The organism is Methylorubrum pseudosasae (genome assembly GCF_029504475.1).
GTDB lineage: Bacteria > Pseudomonadota > Alphaproteobacteria > Rhizobiales > Beijerinckiaceae > Methylobacterium > Methylobacterium extorquens.
Map to the genome: position 1 here is coordinate 1,985,463 of NZ_JAQGDU010000002.1, position 18,521 is coordinate 2,003,983.

At 69.4% G+C, this 18,521-nt stretch carries 20 protein-coding genes and 1 pseudogene; 8 read left to right on the top strand and 13 right to left on the bottom strand.

Translation table 11 applies throughout. The annotated features are described in order from the left end of the window. Positions 1-7: 7 nt before the first annotated feature. From M2437_RS10120 to M2437_RS10140, 5 genes are all read right to left on the bottom strand, one after another. Positions 8-886 (bottom strand): metallophosphoesterase family protein, encoded by an 879-nt coding sequence (locus M2437_RS10120; protein ID WP_012255515.1) that lies wholly within the window; start codon positions 884-886, stop codon positions 8-10. After that, positions 883-1,782 (bottom strand): diacylglycerol/lipid kinase family protein, encoded by a 900-nt coding sequence (locus tag M2437_RS10125; RefSeq protein WP_253387297.1) that lies wholly within the window; start codon positions 1,780-1,782, stop codon positions 883-885. Before M2437_RS10125 ends, M2437_RS10120 begins: the two co-directional genes overlap by 4 nt. Before the next feature lie 76 nt (positions 1,783-1,858). Continuing rightward, on the bottom strand, positions 1,859-2,377 hold the full coding sequence (locus tag M2437_RS10130; RefSeq protein ID WP_015824513.1) for a DUF3016 domain-containing protein: 519 nt from the start codon (positions 2,375-2,377) through the stop codon (positions 1,859-1,861). Continuing rightward, the gene (locus M2437_RS10135) at positions 2,374-2,589 is read right to left on the bottom strand and encodes a hypothetical protein (protein ID WP_003606358.1); all 216 of its coding nucleotides are present in this window, start codon (positions 2,587-2,589) and stop codon (positions 2,374-2,376) included. The genes M2437_RS10130 and M2437_RS10135 overlap by 4 nt, the downstream gene beginning before the upstream one ends. A gap of 213 nt (positions 2,590-2,802) precedes the next feature. Continuing rightward, entirely contained in the window at positions 2,803-3,354 is a 552-nt protein-coding gene (locus tag M2437_RS10140) for a ComEA family DNA-binding protein (RefSeq protein WP_253387298.1), read from the bottom strand. 458 nt (positions 3,355-3,812) lie between these two features. On the opposite strand from M2437_RS10140, the gene M2437_RS10145 reads away from it, so the two are divergent. Further along, positions 3,813-5,006 carry a patatin-like phospholipase family protein gene (locus M2437_RS10145; RefSeq protein WP_012255511.1) on the top strand — a complete coding sequence of 398 codons (1,194 nt, stop codon included), beginning with the start codon at positions 3,813-3,815 and terminating at the stop codon, positions 5,004-5,006. A gap of 19 nt (positions 5,007-5,025) precedes the next feature. On the opposite strand, the gene M2437_RS10150 is transcribed toward M2437_RS10145, so the two are convergent. The 5 genes from M2437_RS10150 to M2437_RS10170 form a co-directional block, all read right to left on the bottom strand. After that, entirely contained in the window at positions 5,026-5,274 is a 249-nt protein-coding gene (locus M2437_RS10150) for a hypothetical protein (RefSeq protein WP_253387299.1), read from the bottom strand. Positions 5,275-5,627: 353 nt separating this feature from the next. Beyond that, the gene (locus M2437_RS10155) at positions 5,628-5,756 is read right to left on the bottom strand and encodes a hypothetical protein (protein WP_003603100.1); all 129 of its coding nucleotides are present in this window, start codon (positions 5,754-5,756) and stop codon (positions 5,628-5,630) included. A 101-nt stretch (positions 5,757-5,857) separates the two neighbouring features. Beyond that, a complete protein-coding gene (locus M2437_RS10160; RefSeq protein WP_056461656.1) occupies positions 5,858-7,027 on the bottom strand; it encodes an MFS transporter in 1,170 nt (389 codons plus the stop codon). A gap of 76 nt (positions 7,028-7,103) precedes the next feature. Next, on the bottom strand, positions 7,104-8,102 hold the full coding sequence (gene olsB, locus M2437_RS10165; RefSeq protein WP_253387300.1) for a l-ornithine N(alpha)-acyltransferase: 999 nt from the start codon (positions 8,100-8,102) through the stop codon (positions 7,104-7,106). A gap of 212 nt (positions 8,103-8,314) precedes the next feature. Continuing rightward, the gene (locus M2437_RS10170; RefSeq protein ID WP_253387301.1) at positions 8,315-8,701 is read right to left on the bottom strand and encodes a DUF2267 domain-containing protein; all 387 of its coding nucleotides are present in this window, start codon (positions 8,699-8,701) and stop codon (positions 8,315-8,317) included. A 154-nt stretch (positions 8,702-8,855) separates the two neighbouring features. On the opposite strand from M2437_RS10170, the gene M2437_RS10175 reads away from it, so the two are divergent. From M2437_RS10175 to M2437_RS10205, 7 genes and pseudogenes are all read left to right on the top strand, one after another. Beyond that, entirely contained in the window at positions 8,856-10,418 is a 1,563-nt protein-coding gene (locus M2437_RS10175) for a helicase HerA-like domain-containing protein (protein WP_253387302.1), read from the top strand. Between the two features lie 195 nt (positions 10,419-10,613). Next, a pseudogene (gene rplU, locus M2437_RS10180) lies at positions 10,614-10,922 on the top strand (50S ribosomal protein L21); the annotation flags it as partial. 132 nt (positions 10,923-11,054) lie between these two features. Further along, complete coding sequence (rpmA, locus tag M2437_RS10185; protein ID WP_003603089.1) at positions 11,055-11,321, top strand: 50S ribosomal protein L27; 267 nt, start codon at positions 11,055-11,057, stop codon at positions 11,319-11,321. Between the two features lie 188 nt (positions 11,322-11,509). After that, entirely contained in the window at positions 11,510-12,109 is a 600-nt protein-coding gene (locus M2437_RS10190; protein WP_253387303.1) for a GNAT family N-acetyltransferase, read from the top strand. Further along, on the top strand, positions 12,106-12,582 hold the full coding sequence (locus M2437_RS10195) for a hypothetical protein (RefSeq protein WP_253387304.1): 477 nt from the start codon (positions 12,106-12,108) through the stop codon (positions 12,580-12,582). The genes M2437_RS10190 and M2437_RS10195 overlap by 4 nt, the downstream gene beginning before the upstream one ends. A gap of 36 nt (positions 12,583-12,618) precedes the next feature. Beyond that, entirely contained in the window at positions 12,619-13,653 is a 1,035-nt protein-coding gene (gene obgE, locus M2437_RS10200) for a GTPase ObgE (RefSeq protein WP_253387305.1), read from the top strand. Between the two features lie 67 nt (positions 13,654-13,720). Then, positions 13,721-14,167: a hypothetical protein gene (locus tag M2437_RS10205; protein ID WP_253387306.1), complete on the top strand. Its 447-nt coding sequence runs from the start codon at positions 13,721-13,723 to the stop codon at positions 14,165-14,167. 72 nt (positions 14,168-14,239) lie between these two features. Here M2437_RS10205 and M2437_RS10210 read toward each other — a convergent pair whose 3' ends face one another. The 3 genes from M2437_RS10210 to fdhF all read right to left on the bottom strand — a co-directional run bounded on the left by M2437_RS10210 (position 14,240) and on the right by fdhF (position 18,515). Then, positions 14,240-15,175 (bottom strand): LysR family transcriptional regulator, encoded by a 936-nt coding sequence (locus M2437_RS10210; RefSeq protein WP_015952608.1) that lies wholly within the window; start codon positions 15,173-15,175, stop codon positions 14,240-14,242. A gap of 90 nt (positions 15,176-15,265) precedes the next feature. Then, positions 15,266-15,556 (bottom strand): formate dehydrogenase subunit delta, encoded by a 291-nt coding sequence (locus tag M2437_RS10215; RefSeq protein ID WP_253387307.1) that lies wholly within the window; start codon positions 15,554-15,556, stop codon positions 15,266-15,268. A gap of 106 nt (positions 15,557-15,662) precedes the next feature. Further along, entirely contained in the window at positions 15,663-18,515 is a 2,853-nt protein-coding gene (gene fdhF, locus M2437_RS10220; protein WP_253387308.1) for a formate dehydrogenase subunit alpha, read from the bottom strand. Positions 18,516-18,521 lie beyond the last annotated feature (6 nt).

Below are 18,521 nucleotides of genomic sequence, written 5' to 3' on the forward strand. Positions count from 1 at the left end.
CGGGCGGTCAGCGCCCGGCCGGCTCCGCTTCGCCCGCCTGCGCCGGGGCAGGCACGGATCCGTCCTCCCGCACGTCCTCGAAGGCCGACCCGGTCCAGACCCGCACGGTGACGGTGGCCCGCCCGTCCTCGATGACGATGCGGTTGTAGGCGTTGGGCTCGTTGCCGCGCAGCCGCGTCGAAGTGGCCGAGCCCGCCTGCACGGCGAGCAGCCGCGCACCGCCCGCCCGCGCCATGCCCCGATCCACGCTCACCAAGTCGGGTTCGGTGCCGGTCTCCGGCGCCTCGGCGAAGCGGGAATAGTGGCGGTGGAGATGGCCGGCGAGCGTCAGCCCGACATTGTGGCGGCGGAAGGCGTCGAGCGCCTCGTCGGCGCGCCCGACGAGGCGGGCCTCCGCGTCCCAGGGCGGCGGCATGAACGGATGGTGGCCGACCACGATCCGGAAGACGTGATCCGGCAGCGCCGCCAGCCGCTCCTCGGTGCGGGCGATCTGCGCCCGGGTGATCTTCCCTTGAGACCAATCCGTCTCCGGCGCCCAGGTCCGCACCGTGTTGAGGCAGACCACCGCGATCTCGTCGTCGAGAAAGGTCGGTTCGGTGTCCTTCGCGATGAAGCGGCGGTAGCGACCGAACGGATGGAAGAAGCGGGTCAGGAGCTTGAAATAGGCGATGTCGTGGTTGCCCGGGACCGCGATCCAGGGCGCGGTCAGCCGGTCGAGGAAGGCGCGCGCCGCGACGTATTCCTTGCGCCGCGCCCGCATGGTGAAGTCGCCGGATGCCACGATCAGATCCGGCGGATCGCGGTTCAGCTCGGCCACGAGCGCCTCGACCACCGCCGGATCGGTGCGTCCGAAATGCAGGTCGGAAATGTGGGCGACCCGTCTCACCGGACCGGCTCCGGCACGATCACGGTGAGGGCACGGGGCATCAGGCGGTAGCGCAGGGGCGGGGCGATCAAGCGAACCTCTCCATCATTCATCACCCGTAACGCGCGCCTCCGGGCGGAGACGACGAAGCGGGCCGCGGCACGGCGCTCCAGGCCCGGCTCATCGCGCCAGCGACCGAGCCCGAACCCGAGCGCCAACCGGGCGAGGCGCCACGGCGAAAGCCGGCGGGCGATGTAAAGCGTCAACTCACCGCCATCGACCTGGCTCCGTTCCAGAATCTTTCCCGGCCCCTCCGCGTAATCGTTGTTGACCACCGCGAGCAGGCGCACGCGCAACCGTGTCCGCCGCCCGCCGGCCGAGAGCACCGCCGAGAGGCGCGGATAGGGTCCGAGATGGCGCAGCACCGCTGCCGAGAGCCGTAGCAGCGCCGGGATGCCGAGACGCCGCCCGCGAAAGGCCTCGCGGTGGCGGACCATGCGGGCGGGCATGCCGAGCACCGAGTTGATGAGGAAGACGTGTTCGTTGACGCGGCCGACATCGACGGCGCGGGTCTGCCCCACCGCAAGCACCGCGATGGCCCCGTCGAGGTCGAGCGGGATGCCGAGATCCTTGGCCAGCAGGTTCATCGTGCCGAGGGGCAGGATGCCGAGCGCCACGCCGCTGCCCGCCAGCATTCCGGCCGCGCAGTTGAGCGTGCCGTCCCCGCCCGCCACCGCCACGGCCGTGACGCCCTCCATGCGCAGGGCCGCCCGCAGGCGATCGGGCAGGGGCAGGCTGTCGTCCGGCTCAGGGAGAAGGTCGAGGCCCGACGTCCTCAGCCGCGCGCGAAGCGCATCCGGCGTCAGGCCCTCGGCGAAGGCGCCCGACGCGGCGTTGGCGACGAGGACGATCCGCATGTCTCCCGGCGTTCCCCCGCATCCCTATGGCGCGGGGATGACAGGCTCGGGCGTCGGGCGTGTGACGAAACCGGGATCAGCCCGGCGGCGGGCGGCGCTGCACGAAGCGCGCCTGGAACCAGTCCCGCAGCACCTCGCGCTCGTAGAAGAAGGTCTGCCCGGACGAGAGGCGGTTGGCGCGGAGCAGGAAGTTGATGTCGCTGACGACTTCCTCCGCCGCCAGCAGCGTGCGGCCGCGCTCCTTCAGGGCGTAGCGCAGGCGGAAACGGGGCGGGGTGATGTCGGTCACCACCCGCACGCCCTGGGCCGCGCCGAAGCTCGGCTGATCGAGCCCGGCGAGGTCGATGTCGAGCACCGCGATGTCCAGGGTCTGGCCCGGCGCCAGAACTTGATTGCCGAGTGTCTCGAACAGGCGGCGCATCTCGGCCAGCACGACCCGCGGCGACAGGCCCGAACCGAAGCGGTTCTGGGCATCGGTGTAGCGCTCGGGTGCGACGAAGGTCACCCGCACCTGCGCCGCCGCGGGTGAGACGGCGAGGGGCATGGACAGCGCGGCGGCCAGCACCGCGAGCAGGCCCAGCGCCGCCGCCCTCATTGCTGCGAGCGCTTGAGGATCGTTTGCAGAGCGCGGGCGACCGGCTCGGTGATGGTGCGCCGGTACTTGCGGTGCACGAGCTGGCCGTTGTGGTAGATATCCTGCTCGACGTAGAGCCGCTCACCATCCCAACGGACGATGTTGTCGGATTCCGCCGTCTCCTCGACGCCCAGATCCTGGCGGAGGATCGGTGCGCCGGATGTCGTTTGCATGGAGCCGCCTCGGCCTTTTTTCGGGATCGTCTGCCCTGTTTAGGGCCTCGGCGCGCGCTGTGCCAGGGTTGGATGCAGGGTCGGGTGGTCGGAAAAGCGATCCGCCGGTTTCTTCAAAGCGCACTTGTCGCTTGGTTGTCTCTCGGTCGGCGGTTTTTTCACGAACCGCGTGCGCCCTTCGGCGGCGACCTCACGGCAACCCGATCAACCCGGTCACCGCACCGAGACCTGATCCTTGATGCGCTGGTAGGTGGCGCGGTTGAGGACGCGTTTGCTGAGAAGCTGATCGACGGAGGCGTAGGGACGGTGCTGGACGATCGTCCGGCCGATGGCACCGCCGCCCTTCAGGCTGTTCAGCTCGGCGAGCGAGGCGGTGTTGAGGTCGATCAAGGAGACTGCGGCCGGTGGGGCGTTCTCCTCCGCCTCGGCCACCGGATCGGATTCCGGCGGCGCTGTCCGCGCGACGGGGGCGGGTGACGGCGCGGGATCGGCCGGCGGCGACGCGGGTAGGGCCGCAGGCGGCGCCTCGGCGACCGGTCGGGGCGGCTCCGGTGACGGCTCGGCCGGCTTCACCACGCGCACCGGCACGGGCGGCGGCAGCGCGGAGGCAGCGCCCGACGGCCGGCCGGGTGTCACCGTCGCCGCGGCCGGCGCAGCGGCCTCCGAATCCGGGCTGTGCAGCCAGACCGACTGGATGATCCAGGCCAAGCCCGCCGCCGCCAGGATCAGGAGGAGAACCCTCAGGATCGCCGACCCGCTCAGCATGGGCGCCGCCCGCCCGCAACGCGGGCGCAGGAGGCGGTTGGGGTCTCGTGCTCGGCTCCGGACATTGGTGGGATCCTAACGTGCTGGCACGGCGCGAACATATGACAAATTCGAGAGTTTAGAGCGCTTTCCGACGCAATGGACGCCGGTTCGGCGAAAGAAAGCGCGTCAAAGCAAAGGATCGAGAGAGGCCGGACTGATGCAATGGGGTCGAATGCGGCTCTGAGGCACGCCGCCCTGCGGCAGACCAAGCCGGCCCGCCGCGACAGTCCGGCGCAAGCGAACCCGTGCAACAGGGGACCTGGAGAGGCGAACCTGCGCGACTACGCTCGCTCACGTTGTGGCAACACGGCATCAGCTGGCGTTTGAGCGCAACACGCGTGTGCGGGAACGCAATACGGCCAAGCTCGTTTCGTGTAAGCTTGCCCTGTTCCATCGGGCTTGTTCGGGTCATGTCGATGCCAAAAGGTTTCCGCTGGTCGCGCCTTCTCCTTGCCGCGGCGGTTGCCGGGCAGGCGGCGGCCTGCTCTTCCTTGCCGCGGACGAACTACACGCAGAGCGAGGCGGAAGCCGCGACCGTGCCGGGGATGGTCGGCGTGCGGGCCTATGCCGATGCCGGCGCCGCCGATTTCGTGGCGATGGCCGCCGGCCCGCAGAAGAAGCGTCAGGCCTTCACCTATCTCGCGCTCTCGGGCGGCGGGGGTGACGGCGCCTACGGCGCAGGCGTGCTCAACGGCTGGACCGCCTCGGGCAAGCGGCCGGAATTCACCATCGTCTCCGGCGTCTCGACCGGCGCCCTGATCGCGCCCTTCGCCTTCCTCGGACCGGCCTACGATCCCTACCTCACCGATATCTACACCAGCGGCATCGCCGACTCGCTGGTGCAGAGCCCGAGCATCGCCAACGTGCTGTTCGGCTCCGGCCTGTTCGGCGACGGGCGGCTGCGCAACCTGATCGCCCGCTACGTCACGCCCGAGCTGCTGCAGGCCGTCGCGGAGGAGCACGCCAAGGGCCGCCGCCTGCTCGTGGTGACGACGAATCTCGACACCCAGCGCGCCGTGATCTGGAACATGGGCGCCATCGCCGCGAGCGGCGCGCCCAACGCGGTGTCCTTGTTCACCGACGTGCTCACCGCCTCGGCGAGCATCCCGGCGGTGTTCCCGCCCCAGCTTCTCGATGTGCAGGCGGAGGGCCGCGCTTTCCAGGAAATGCACGTGGATGGCTCGGTGGTGACGCCGGTCTTCACCCTCCCGCAATCCTTCCTGGTGCGCGACGGGCGCTTCCGCAGCGCGGGCAAGGCCGACATCTACGTGGTCATCAACGGCCGCCTCGAACCGGAATTCGAGGTGACCAAGAACAACACCCTGTCGATCGTCGAGAAGTCCTTCACCACCGCGAGCCGCGCCCGCTCGCGGGCGACGCTGGTGGCCACCGACGTGTTCGCCCGCCGCAACGGGATGGGCTTCAACCTGACCTATATCGACGAGCGCGCGCCGCAGACCACGACGGCGCGCGGCTTCGACACCGCCTACATGCGCAGCCTCTACCAGTTCGGCTACGAGGCCGGGCGCACGGGTCAGTTCTGGCAGCCGAGCGTGCCGGCGGCGCCGCTGGTCAAGAACGTGGTGCGGGAGGCGGTGGCGGCGCGCTGAACGCCGCCTGCCGCCAGCGTCACAGGGCGATGCGCAGCGGCTCGGCGCTGAGGCGCACCGCGCCCGCACGGCGTCCGGTCTCGCCGACCGCGTACTGGAACGCCGCCTCGCGGCTGCGGAAATAGCCGCCGCCGAAGCCTTGGCTTTCCAGAGCGACCCAATGGCCCTGCCCATCCTGGCCGACGATGTAGGTCGGCAAGCCGCGGCTCGCTTCGACGTCGACCGCCGGGGATGGGGCGGCCGGGGCACCTTCGTACAATGAGGACATGATCGCAGATCGGGTCGCGCGGCCCGGTGACGTGAACCGGGGCAGGAACCCGAGCCTTTACCTGTGAGGATTCGAGACCGGGAAGCGCCAGGGGCATAATGGCCCCACCCCGCATTGGCCACCCCACAGGCCGGTCCCCAGGGTTGCAATCCCGTGCGGCGATCCCGGCAACCGGCCAGAAACCGGCATGAAAAAGGGCCGCGCGGCCCTTTCGAGCCGCCGGCCCTTGGCTCGCGCCCCGTAGCGCGACCTAGAGCCGTATCCGACCCCATTGCATGAGGCCGGCGTCTCTAGGTCTTTGTTTCAACGCGCTTTCTTTCGCCGAACCGGCGTCCACTTCGTCGGAAAGCGCTCTACTTGCGCAGGAGCTTGGTGACGAGACGGCCGATCGGGGAGCTCGATCCGGCGTTGCGGTCGTCGCGGGCGACGACGCGGTCGTCGGTGCCGAGGAGCTTGGTGACGAGGCGTCCGATGAGGCTCATGGGTCGGGTTCCTTCACGTCGCGAGGACGGGCAACGGTGCAGCTTCGACGAGATAACGAGCACCGCGGCGGCGGCGTTCCGTACCCCGTCGCAACCGATCGTCAGCCCGCGCGTCCGCGAACGAGACTCCGCACCACCGGCACGGCGTAGAGCGCGAAGAGCAGGCTGAGGGCGACGGCGAAGCCCTGGGGCGGCTGGAGGTCCATGCCGCCGCCGATGAGCGGGGGTCCGAGCATCAGCCCGGCATTGTAGAGCATGACGAAGGCGGCGTTGGCGCCAGCCAGATCCGGACCGCGCAAGGTGGCTCCGAGATGGGCGAGCCCCACCGTGTAGAGCGTGCCGACGATCCCGCCCCAGACGAAGAGCAGCGCGGAGAGCAGCGGCAGCGAGGCGGAGGCCGCCGGGATCAGGGCCGCCCCGAGCGCCCCGGCGAGGCTCGCGCCGAGGAGGACGAGGCGCCGATCCACCCGGTCGGCGAGGAGGCCGACGGGGATCTGGAACAGCACGTTGCCGAGCGCCACCGCGCTGACCAGGGCGGCGGAGATCGTCGCGTCGAGGCCGATGCGCAGGCCGTAGAGGGGCAGGATGGCAAAGGCGCCCGCCTCCACCGCCCCGTAGAGGGCGGCGGCCAGCACCGCGAGCGGCGCGAGGCGCAGGTAGGCCAGAATGCCAGCCCCCTCGTCGTGCCCGAGATCGGGCGAGAGGTTGCGGGCCAGCACCAGCGGGGTGAGACCGAGGAAGAACAGGGCCGAGCCGGCGAGATACGGCGCGAATCCGTCGGTGCCGAGCAGCGTCAGCAGGGTCGGCCCGATGGCGAAGCCGATGGCCAGGATCGTCGCGTAGATCCCCATCACCAGCCCGCGCCGCTCGGGCGGCGCCGCGTCGTTGATCCAGTACTCGGAGAGGACGAACAGCACGCCCATCGTCGTGGAGAAGACGAAGCGCAGGGGAAACCACAGGACGAGGTTCGGGAACAGCTTGAAGGCCGAGAGGCACAGCCCGCCGAGCACGATCGCCAGGATCAGCAGGCGCACCACGCCAACCCGCGCGGCGAGCCGCGGCACGAACGGCACCGTGAGAATCGCCGCGAACCCCGCCACCGCCGTGTTGAGGCCGATGACGACGCTCGATGCGCCCATCCGCTCCATTTCCAGCGACAAGAGCGGGATCGACAGGCCGAGCCCCGTGCCCACCACCGCCACGCAGGTGATCGCGGCCGTCATCGCGCCGAGGCGGTCGCGATCGGAGGGACGAGCGGAGACGGCGGGCATGACCTTCAAACGACGCGCGAGGGTTGAGGGGCGCTCGGCCTGAACCGGCTTCACCCTACCCCGCAACCCGGCGCGGTCAGGCGGCGTGCCGATCCGCACCCGCGCCGAAATGGCCGATGTAGCGCGCGGCGATGCCTGAGACCGGCAGCACCACGAGCACGTCGGTGGTGCCGAACTGGCGGTCCACCACCGCGCCGTCGCCGAAGGTCGCCCCGACCCGGAGATAGCCCTTCACCAGCGGCGGCAGCGCCATCAGCGCCGCCTTCGGATCGACCGCCTCCTTCGCCAGCCGGTCCATTGCGACGTAGCGCTCCGGCAGGGCGCGGGCTCGCCACGCCTCGGGGGCGCGGGCATGGTGGTGGAGGAAGCTCAAGGGCAGCGCCAGACGCTCCGGATCGGTGCCCTCTAGGCTGGCGCAGCCCAGCATCGCGTCGATGCGGTGGTGCTGCACATAGGCCCAGATGCCGTGCCACAAGAGTTCGACGGTGCGCTTGGTGCGGTAGGGCTTCAGCACGCAGGAGCGGCCGAGTTCGAGGAAGCGCTTGCCCGGATGGCGCTCCAGCAGCGGCGCGAGGTCGTACTCGCCAGAGGAGTAGAAGCCGAAATGCGCCTCCGCCCGGTCCTGGCGCAACAGCCGGTAGGTGCCGACCACCTTCGGCCGGGCCTTGCGGAAGGGCTTCGCGTCGGTCGCCGCGTGGTCGATGACGAGGAGGTGGTCGCAGATCGCGTCGTAGGCATCGACATCGCGGCGCTTGAGCGCGGCCATGCCGGTCGGCACTGCCGACATCTCCTCGTAGAACACGCGGTAGCGCAGTCGCTGCGCCCGGCGGATCTCGGACTTGGTGGTGGCGAGCCGCACTTCGAGCGCCCCGATCCGGCCGAGGCTGGGGTCGAGCCCCGGTTCGAGCAGCGGGCGCTTGGCCCGGTTCTTCAGCAGGATCGGCGCACCGCCGGGCAGGGCGAGGTCGCCGCCCTCGAAGGTCTGGCGGAAGCGGGCGAAGGGCGCCTGAACCTTGGTCTCCCAGCCGGCCTTCCACGCGGCCGTGGCCTCGCGCGGGGAAAAATTCGGCAGCATGATCGACACGATCCCGTCGCGGGAGGCCGCGCGATGCGTCCTCTTGCGCGGCGACAACATCACGAAGGCCGCACGCTTTTATGACGGAGATCTTCGTGCCTTGACAGAGACTTGCGCGAAGCCTTTGCCAGGCTCCGCGCGAAGCGCTCGTAATAGCCGGCGAATGAAAACCGGCTAACGATCACAGGGGTTTAAGGGACAACCCTGCCGTCTCAGACGAACTGGTTCAGGCCCGGGATCGAGCCGACGATCGGACCCATGACGTCCTCACCGGCCTTCTCGCGACCGTAGGCGAAGAGTTCCTGGCCGAGCGGCTGCATCTGGTTCATCGGCACGCCGGCCGAGATCAGCTTCTGGCCGAGCGCCATCACGCCGCCGCCCATCATGCCGCCGAGCATGCCCATCAGCCCGCCGCCGCCCTCGTTGGCATTGGCCTCGGCGATCGCCGTCTCGGAGCCCGGAAGCGCGGCCATCAACTGGCTCACCTCGGTGGCCGGCCCTTCCTTCTGCAGGAAGGCGAGGATGTGTCCGATCGCGGTCTTGGCGGTCCCCGCGTCGAGCCCGGTCCGGTTGGTCACACGGGCAATCAATTCTTCCATGAAACGCTTCCTCCTTAGCAGATGCGTGTCTGTCCGATGCGGCGACGGCGAAATCAAGGGTTGCCGATGTCCCGGCCCTGGATCGGGCACGCGGGGCGCCATACCCTGTCCGTCACGACACCTGCACAACGGCGACGGATCGGACGAGGACGGCATGACAGCGGGCGAGGGGACGATTCTGGTCGGCCGGAGCACGGGGCCGCGACCGAAGCCCGAGGTACTGAGCCTGCGGCTGGCCAACCGCCACGGCCTCGTGGCGGGCGCCACCGGCACCGGCAAGACCGTGACGCTGCAGGTGCTGGCGGAGGGCTTTTCCAACGCGGGCGTCCCGGTCTTCGCCGCCGACATCAAGGGCGACCTCTCGGGGCTCGCCGCCGAGGGCGAGGCCAAGCCGCATTTCGTCAAGCGGGCGGAAGAACTCGGGATCGCTTATGAGCCCGACCGCTTCCCGACGATGTTCTGGGACGTGTTCGGCGAGCAGGGCCACCCGATCCGCTGCACCGTCACCGAGATGGGCCCGCTGCTTCTCGCCCGCCTGCTCGAACTCAACGACATCCAAGAGGGCGTGCTCAACATCGCCTTCCGCGTCGCCGACGAGAACCAGTGGCCGCTGATCGACCTGAAGGATCTGCGCGCGCTCCTCACCTTCCTGTCGGAGAACGCCAAGGAGCTGTCGGCCACCTACGGCAACGTCTCGGGCGCCTCGATCGGCGCGATCCAGCGGGCGCTGCTCGTGCTGGAGAACCAGGGCGCCGACCAATTCCTCGGCGAGCCGGCGCTCAACCTCGAAGACTTCATGCGGACCGACCGGGAGGGCAGGGGCTTCGTCAACATCCTGGCCGCCGACAAGCTGATGCAGCGGCCGCGCCTCTACGCCTCGTTCCTGCTGTGGATGCTCTCCGAGCTGTTCGAGCAGCTTCCCGAGGTCGGCGACCTCGACAAGCCCAAGCTCGTGTTCTTCTTCGACGAGGCGCACCTGCTGTTCAACGACGCGCCGAAGGCCCTTCTCGACGCGGTCGAGCAGGTGGTGCGCCTGATCCGCTCGAAGGGCGTCGGCGTCTACTTCGTGACGCAGAACCCGCTCGACGTGCCGGAGACGGTGCTCGGCCAGCTCGGCAACCGGGTGCAGCACGCGCTGCGCGCCTTCACCCCCCGCGACCAGCGCGCCGTGCGCGCCGCCGCCGAGACCTTCCGCCAGAACCCCGGCTTCGATGTCGGCAAGGCGATCACCGAACTCGCCGTCGGCGAGGCGTTGGTGAGTTTTCTGGAGGCGAAGGGCACGCCCTCGATCGTGGAGCGGGCGCTGATCGCCCCGCCCCAGGGACGGGTAGGACCGCTGACGCCGGCCGAGCGCGCCGCGATCATCGGGCAGAGCCCCCTGCGCGGAAAGTACGACGAGGCGGTCGACAACGAGAGCGCCTACGAGATGCTGGCCCAGCGCAAGCACCTCGATTCTGCCCCGGCGGAGGCCGCGGGCCAGAGCGAGGGCGGATTGTCGGGCATGCTGGGCGGCTGGCTCGGCGGGCTCTTCGGCAGTGGCGAAGAGGCGCCGAAAGGCAAAGGGGCGGGCAAAGGAACCGGCCGCACCCGCCGCCCGCCGCCGAGTCTGGCCGAGCAGGTCATCGGCAACGCTGCCCGCTCCATGGCGCGCAAGGTCGGCACGGAGGTGGGCGACGCGATCCTGCGGAATGTGCTGGGTGGGCTGACGAAGCGGTAGGCGGGTCTTCGTCTCGCCTTGACAGAAGCCCCGCTCCCGACTATCCGGCCGGCACCGCGCGGCTTCCTCGACGAAGTCCGCGCGTTTCGCGTTCGTGCGCTCACGGCTCAGCCTGATCTGCGCGGATGACCTGAACAAGAAGACGGCCCAGGTCCTCACGGCGCCGGAGGCCGGCACAGAACACGAGAGACAACGATGTTCGCAGTCATCAAGACAGGCGGCAAGCAATATCGCGTTGCCGCCAACGACGTCATCACCGTGGCCACCCTCGAGGGTGAGGCCGGCGCCGCCGTCACCTTCGGCGACGTGCTGCTGTTCACGGACGGCGATGCCACCCAGGTCGGCACCCCGCTCCTGTCGGGCATCGGCGTCACCGGCGAGATCGTCCAGCACGGCCGCACGCGGAAGGTCATCGCCTTCAAGAAGCGCCGTCGCCAGAACTCGCGCCGCCGCCGCGGTCACCGTCAGGACTTCACGGTCGTGCGCATCACCGAGATCAGCGCCGGCGGCAAGACCTCGAAGGCCGAGCCGCGCAAGACCCGGAAGGCCGAGCCGGCCGCCGAGTCCGCCCCGGCCGCCGCTGAGTAATCAGCCGCCCGTCCGAACGCAGATCCAGCAGAATTCCGGAGCAATCCCATGGCACACAAAAAAGCAGGCGGCTCGTCCCGCAACGGCCGCGACTCCGCCGGCCGGCGCCTCGGCGTCAAGAAGTTCGGCTCCGAGGCCGTGATTCCGGGCAACATCATCGTGCGCCAGCGCGGCACGAAGTGGCACCCCGGCACGAACGTCGGCATGGGCAAGGACCACACCCTGTTCGCCCTCGTCCCGGGCAAGGTGCAGTTCGAGACCCGGCGCGGCCGCGATTTCGTAACCGTAGTGCCGCTGGCCCAGGCCGCGGAGTAACGGCGGACGCTTGTCGCTGACGACGAAGCGAGCGTCCCGCCGGTGTCCCACACCGAACCGGCGGACGATCGCTGAAGGCTTTACGCGAAGCTTCAAGCGGATCGGAACACGGGGGAGGATGGGGCACCATCCTCCCCCTTCGTCGTCCCGGACGGCGCCTTCGCGCGCCCTCGCATGACCGGCTCACGATGTTCCCCGATCTCACCCGCGACGACGTTTTCCGCATCGAGACGCGCCGGCTCTGGCTGCGCTGGCCCATGGCCCGCGACGCCGAGGCCGTCTCGCGATTCGCCGGCGATCCGGCCGTGGCCGAGATGACCGCGCGGATTTCGAGCCCGCTTCCGCTGCCGGAGGCCGAAAGCTTCGTGATCCAGGCGCGGGCGATGAATACGGCCGGGGAGGGGCTGATCATGGCCCTGTGCCGGCGGGCGGCGCCCGCGAACCTGATCGGCGTCGTCTCGGTCGAGAACCGGCCCGACGCGTCCGAGCCGCATCTCGGCTACTGGCTCGGGCGCCCGTTCTGGGGCGAGGGGCTGATGACCGAGGCGGCCGAGGCGCTGGTGGACGCCACCTTCGCCTATGCCGGAGAGCGAGCGCTCGCCTCGTCGGCGATGATCGGCAATCCTGGCTCGCGCCGCGTGCTGGAGAAGTGCGGGTTCCGCCTGACCGGCGAATCCGCACCGGTCTTCGAGGCGCGGGGCGGTGCCGTGCCGAGCCACAACTTCCGGCTCGATCGGGCCGAGTGGCTCGACCGGCGCGGGACGGCCGTGGGAGGCCGCCTGGCATGAGGACACGGATGGTCGCCGGCCTCGCGGCCGGCCTCACCGCGATCGCCCTCGGCAGCCTGATCTTCGCGATCACCCGCGAGGTGCCGCCGCCGCCGATCGAAGCCGCGGCGGCGGCCCCGAGACCTCGGGGCGAAACCCGGCTCTACTGCGAGTTCTACAATTTCGCCGGCCGCACCCCGAAGGTCGGGTTCTACTTCGCCAGCCCTGCGGGTGGCGGGAGCGCATACGGGCAACTGTTCCAGCGGGAGGCGGACGGGTCGCAGACCCTGTTCGACGAACGGCCGACCTGGACCTATGCTCGCGACGGCGAGGCGCCGACCCTGCGCTCGCCCGACGGCGCGATCCAGATCAACCTCTACGGCGACGGCGGCGCCAACGGCCGCCAGCCGGATGCCGGCGGATGGTTCGAGGCGGGCCTGCGCAGCATCCAGTACCTCAATCTCGACGGCCAGTGCCGTCGCACAGAAAGCTGACCGGCCCTCCCGGTCCAGAAGCCAAGGCGAAGCACCGTGAAATTCCTCGATGAAGCCAAGGTCTACGTCCGCTCCGGCGACGGCGGTCCCGGCTGCGTCTCGTTCCGACGGGAAAAGTTCATCGAGTTCGGCGGGCCGAACGGCGGCGACGGCGGACGGGGCGGCGATGTTTGGATCGAGTGCGTGCAGGGCCTCAACACCCTGATCGACTACCGCTACCGGCAGCACTTCAAGGCGAAGAAGGGCGAGCACGGCATGGGCTCGAACTGCCACGGCGCCAAGGGCGACGACGCGGTGCTTCAGGTGCCGGCGGGCACGCAGGTCTTCGCCGAGGATGGCGAGACGCTGATCGCCGACATGACCGAGGTCGGCCAGCGGGTGCGGCTCGCCAAGGGCGGCAATGGCGGCTTCGGCAACGCCTACTTCACCACCTCCACGAACCGGGCGCCGCGCCACGCCAATCCCGGCCTGGAAGGCCAGGAGATGTGGCTGATCCTGCGCCTCAAGCTCATCGCCGATGCCGGCCTCGTCGGCCTGCCGAATGCGGGCAAATCGACCTTCCTGGCGACCGTCACCGCCGCCAAGCCGAAGATTGCCGACTATCCCTTCACCACCCTCCATCCGGGCCTCGGCGTGGTGCGCTCGGACGAGCGCGAGTTCGTGCTCGCCGACATCCCCGGCCTGATCGAGGGCGCGCATGAGGGCGTCGGCCTCGGCGACCGCTTCCTCGCCCATGTCGAGCGCTGCCGGGTTCTGCTCCACCTCGTGGAGGGCACGAGCGAGCATGCCGGCAAGGCCTACAAGCTGGTGCGGCGCGAGTTGGAGGCCTACGGCGAGGGCTTGTCCGACAAGCCCGAGATCGTCGCCCTCTCAAAGGCGGACGCGCTCGATGCCGACACCCTCAAGCAGCAGCTCGCCCGGCTGAAGCGGGCGGCGGGCGGCAAGCCGCTGGTGCTCTCGTCGGCCTCTGGGCAGGGCGTGCAGGAGGCTTTGCGCGCGATCCAGGCCCAGCTTGATACGCAGGGCGCAGAGGAAGCGGAGGCGCAACCCGCCGAGCCCTGGCAACCGTGAGCGCAGCGGCGCTACGCCTCAGTCCGGACCGGCGACGGGATTTGCCGGTTTGCCCTACATCGGATGCATGCGCAGCACCCTCGCTCTCCTCCTCGCCCTCGCCGCCTCCCCCGCCATGGCGGAGGATTCCTGCACCGATCTGATCGATCGGGTGCAACGGGCCACGAGCGCGACGGTCGCCGAGCGGAGCGCCGACTTCGCCCGGTTCGAGGCCGGGCCGCAGACATCGCTGACGCTCTCATGCGCGGGCGCCAACGCGTCCTCCGTCGGCGCACAGTACAAGGGCGAGACCCCGCCCGAGGCCTACGACACGCTGTTCGTAGAGGCGGGCCATGCCATTACGGGAATCGCACCGGATCGGCTGCGGGACGCCACCCGGCAGGCCCGCGCGAGCGCGCAGGACAAGCGCCACAGCACGGTCGAGGTGGACAGCGCCCGCGTCACCTGCGCCTTCATGCGCAAGGAGCAGGGTTCGCTCACCCTCTGCGCCGTGATCCAGCGCCCTGGCGCCTGAGCTGCCAGACGTTGAAGCGGGGCGCTGCCCCGCGCCCCGCCAAAGGGATGATCCCTTTGGGATCTCAATATCTCAAATTGGTCCGGATCCGTGCGGCACGGGCGAGACCTGATCCTCGCCGTCCAGGGTCCGGGCTACGGCGCGGGCGACGTTGACGAGAGCGGTCACCATCGGTGTCGCCGGGTCGCGGCGCGGGGCGACGAGGCCGATGGCATGGCGCAGGTCCGGCTCCACGATCGGGATCGCCCGCAGGCCCTCGGTCGGACCCAGCGCGTCGGCGAGGATGGCCGGCATCACGCTCGCCCATTGCAGGGTGCGCACATGGGTCATCAGCACGACCATGGAATTGGATTCGAGCGTCGGCGCCGCCTCGCCGCCCGCGGCCCGTATCTGCTGATCGATGATGCGGCGGTTCTGCATGTTGGGGGTCAGCAGGCAGAGCGGGATCTTCGCCAGCTCCGCCCAGGTGACGCTGGCCCGGTCGTCGTAGGGGCCGCCGGCCGCGGTCAGGAGCTGGTAGTGCTCGGTGTAGAGCGGCACGGCGATCACGCGCCCGAGCGGCTCGTTGTCGAGATAGGTCAGCCCCGCATCCGCCTCGAGGTTGTCGATCAGTGAGAAGATCTCTTCCGAGGTCGTGGACAGGACGCTGAAGCGCACGTTCGGGTAGCGGGCCCGGTAGGGCGTGGTCAGCGCGGCCACCATCGGCAGTGCCGTCGGCACCGCAGCGATCCGCAGGTGCCCCGTCAGCCCCTTGCGCAGCGCCGCCACGTCGTCCTGCATGGCGCGGGCGTCGCCGACGATGCGGCGGCCCCAGGCCAGCACCCGGTCCCCCTCGGGCGTGAATCCCTGGAAGCGTGAGCCGCGCTGAACCAGGCGCACGCCGAAACGGTCCTCCAGGCTCTTCACCCCCGCCGAGAGGGTCTGCTGGGTCACGCCGCAGGTCTCCGCCGCACGCCCGAAATGCTGTTCGCGGGCGAGCGCCAGGAGGAATTCGAGCTTGTCGATCACGGATGCACCGCCCCGGCGCCCGCTGAGAGGGCGGGCTCCCGCCGTGGTAGGCCGATTGCGGCCGGCTTCTCAAGCGCAGGCCGCCGGCCTTTACCCCGCGTCGCTGGCACCCTCGCCCACGAGCTGCGGATTGTGGGTGGCCGGACGCACCGGGCTCTCGACCGCCGGGTCCTCGTGAAGCGCCCGGTGAACGAGCGCGTCGAGCCGCTCGCCGGCCTCCTCGGCGTAGCCTTCGAGGTCGCGGCGCATCTTCGGCGTCCAGAACGCCACGATGTGCTTGTGGATGCCCGAGACCGCCTCCTCCTCCGGGTAGGACCGGAAGAACAGGGCGATCTGGTTGGCCATCCGCACCAGTCGGTCGTTGATGGTCGTTGCGCTCATGCCCGCACTCGGCTGTGTCTGATTGGAAAGCGCGCCCCCCGCTCCCTCATCTTGAGGGACAGGATCGGACGTCTGGGGGCGGGCGCAAGCCCGCCCCGCTGGAAGACTACTCCGCCGCTTCGGCGATGCGCGTCAGTGAGAAGTCCTCCTCGTAGAACTTCGCCTGCCAGTCCGAGGGCCGGTTCGTGCGCCGCACCTGCACCGCCGTCACCTTGTATTCGGGGCAGTTGGTCGCCCAGTCCGAATAGTCGGTGGTGATGACGTTGGCGCCGGTCTTGGCGTGGTGGAACGTCGTGTAGACGATCCCCGGCTGCATCCGCTCGGTCACCTTGGCCTTCAGCGCGATGTCGCCCGAGCGGCTCTCCAGGGCGACGAGGTCGCCATCGACGATGCCGCGCATCTCCGCGTCGAAGGGGTGGATCTCCAGCACGTCTTCCTCGTGCCAGCGGGAGTTCTCGGTCCGCCGCGTCTGCGCGCCGACATTGTACTGCGAGAGGATGCGGCCCGTGGTGAGGATCAGCGGGAACTTGCCCGTGGTCCGCTCGTCGGTGGGCACGTATTCCGTGATCATGAAGCGGCCCTTGCCGCGCACGAACCGGTCGACGTGCATCATCGGCGTGCCGAGCGGCGCCTTCTCGTTGCACGGCCACTGGATCGAGCCCAGCTCCTCCAGCTTGTCGTAGGAGACGCCGGCGAAGCTCGGGGTGAGCGCCGCGATCTCGTCCATGATCTCGGACGGTTGCGTGTACTCCATCTTGTAGCCCAGGGCGTTGGCGAGCAGCACCGTGCCCTCCCAGTCGCCGTAGCCGCCCATCGGTGCCATCACCTTGCGCACGCGGGAGATGCGGCGCTCGGCGTTGGTGAAGGTGCCGTCCTTCTCCAGGAAGGAGGCGCCCGGCAGGAAGACGTGGGCGTATTTGGCGGTCTCGTTCAGGAACAGGTCCTGGATCACGATGCACTCCATGGCCTTGAGGCCGGAGGTCACGTGATGGGTGTCGGGGTCGGACTGCGCGATGTCCTCGCCCTGGATGTACATGCCCTTGAAGCTGCCGCCGACGGCCTCGTCCAGCATGTTGGTGATGCGCAGACCCGGCGCGTTGTCGAGCTTGGCCCCCCAGATCGCCTCGAAGCTCTCGCGGGTGGCGTCGTCCGAGACGTGGCGGTAGCCCGGCAGCTCGTGCGGGAACGAGCCCATGTCGCAGGAGCCCTGCACGTTGTTCTGGCCGCGCAGCGGGTTCACGCCCGCACCCACCATGCCGATATTGCCGGTGGCCATGGCGATGTTGGCCATGCCCATCACCATGGTCGAGCCCTGGCTGTGCTCGGTCACGCCGAGCCCGTAGTAGATCGCCGCCTTGCCGCCGGTGGCGTAGAGCCGGGCCGCCGCGCGGATCTCCTGCGGATCGACGCCGGTGATGGCCTGCGCGGCTTCCGGCGAGTTGCGCTCCTCGGCGATGAAGCGGGCCCAGGACTCGAACTCGGCCAGATCGCAGCGCTCGCGGACGTAGTCCTCGGCGATCAGCCCTTCCGTGACGATGACGTGGGCGAACGCGTTGATGAAGGCGACGTTGGAGCCGGGCTTGAGCGGCAGGTGATGGTCGGCCCGGATGTGGGGCGACTTCACGAGGTCGATCTTGCGCGGGTCGGCGACGATGAGGCGGGCGCCCTCACGCAGCCGCTTCTTCATCCGCGAGCCGAAGACCGGGTGGCCGTCGGTCGGGTTGGCGCCGATGACGAGGATCACGTCGGATTCCTCGACCGACTTGAAGTCCTGCGTGCCGGCGGAGGTGCCGAGCGTCGACATCAGGCCGTAGCCGGTCGGCGAGTGGCAGACGCGGGCGCAGGTATCGACGTTGTTGTTGCCGAAGGCGGCCCGCACCAGCTTCTGGACGAGGTAGGCTTCCTCGTTGGTGCAGCGCGACGAGGTGATGCCGCCGACCGAGTCGCGGCCGTAGGTCGCCTGGATGCGCTTGAACTCGGAGGCGGCGTGATTGATCGCCTCCTCCCACGACACCTCGCGCCACGGATCCGTGATCTTCTCGCGGATCATCGGCTTGGTGATGCGGTCCTTGTGGGTGGCGTAGCCGTAGGCGAAGCGGCCCTTGACGCAGCTATGGCCCTCGTTGGCCTTGCCGCCCTTGTAGGGCACCATGCGGACGACCTTGTCGCCCTGCATCTCGGCCTTGAAGGCGCAGCCGACGCCGCAATAGGCGCAGGTCGTGACCTCGGAATGGTCCGGCTGGCCGTATTGGTGAATCGTTTTCTCCTGCAGCGTCGCGGTCGGGCAGGCCTGGACGCAGGCGCCGCAGGACACGCATTCGGACTGCATAAAGTTGGTCGGGCCCGCCGCCACGCGGCTGTCGAAGCCGCGGCCCTCGATGGTCAGCGCGAAGGTGCCCTGCGTCTCCTCACAGGCGCGGACGCAGCGGTTGCAGACGATGCACTTCGACGGGTCGTAGGTGAAGTAGGGGTTCGACTCGTCCTTGGGCAGGTAGCGGTCGGAGGCCAGCTTGACGTGGTTGTCGCCGTCATAGCCGTAGCGAACCTCGCGCAGGCCAACCTGACCTGCAGTATCTTGCAGCTCGCAATCGCCGTTGGCGGCGCAGGTCAGGCAGTCGAGCGGATGGTCGGAGATGTAGAGCTCCATCACACCCTTGCGGAGCCGATGCAGCTTGTCGGTCTGCGTGTGCACGACCATGCCGTTCTCGGCCGGGGTGGTGCACGAGGCGGGCGTGCCGCGGCGTCCGTCGATCTCCACGAGGCACATCCGGCAGGAGCCGAACGGCTCGAGCGAATCCGTGGCGCAGAGCTTCGGGATCTTGGTGCCCATATGCATCGCGGCGGCCATGACCGAGGTGCCCGCGGGCACCGTCACGCTCTCGCCGTCGATGGTCAGCGTCACCGTCTGCTCATTGAGCCGGATCGGCGTGCCGTAGTCGATTTCCTTGATGAGGGTCATGCGACG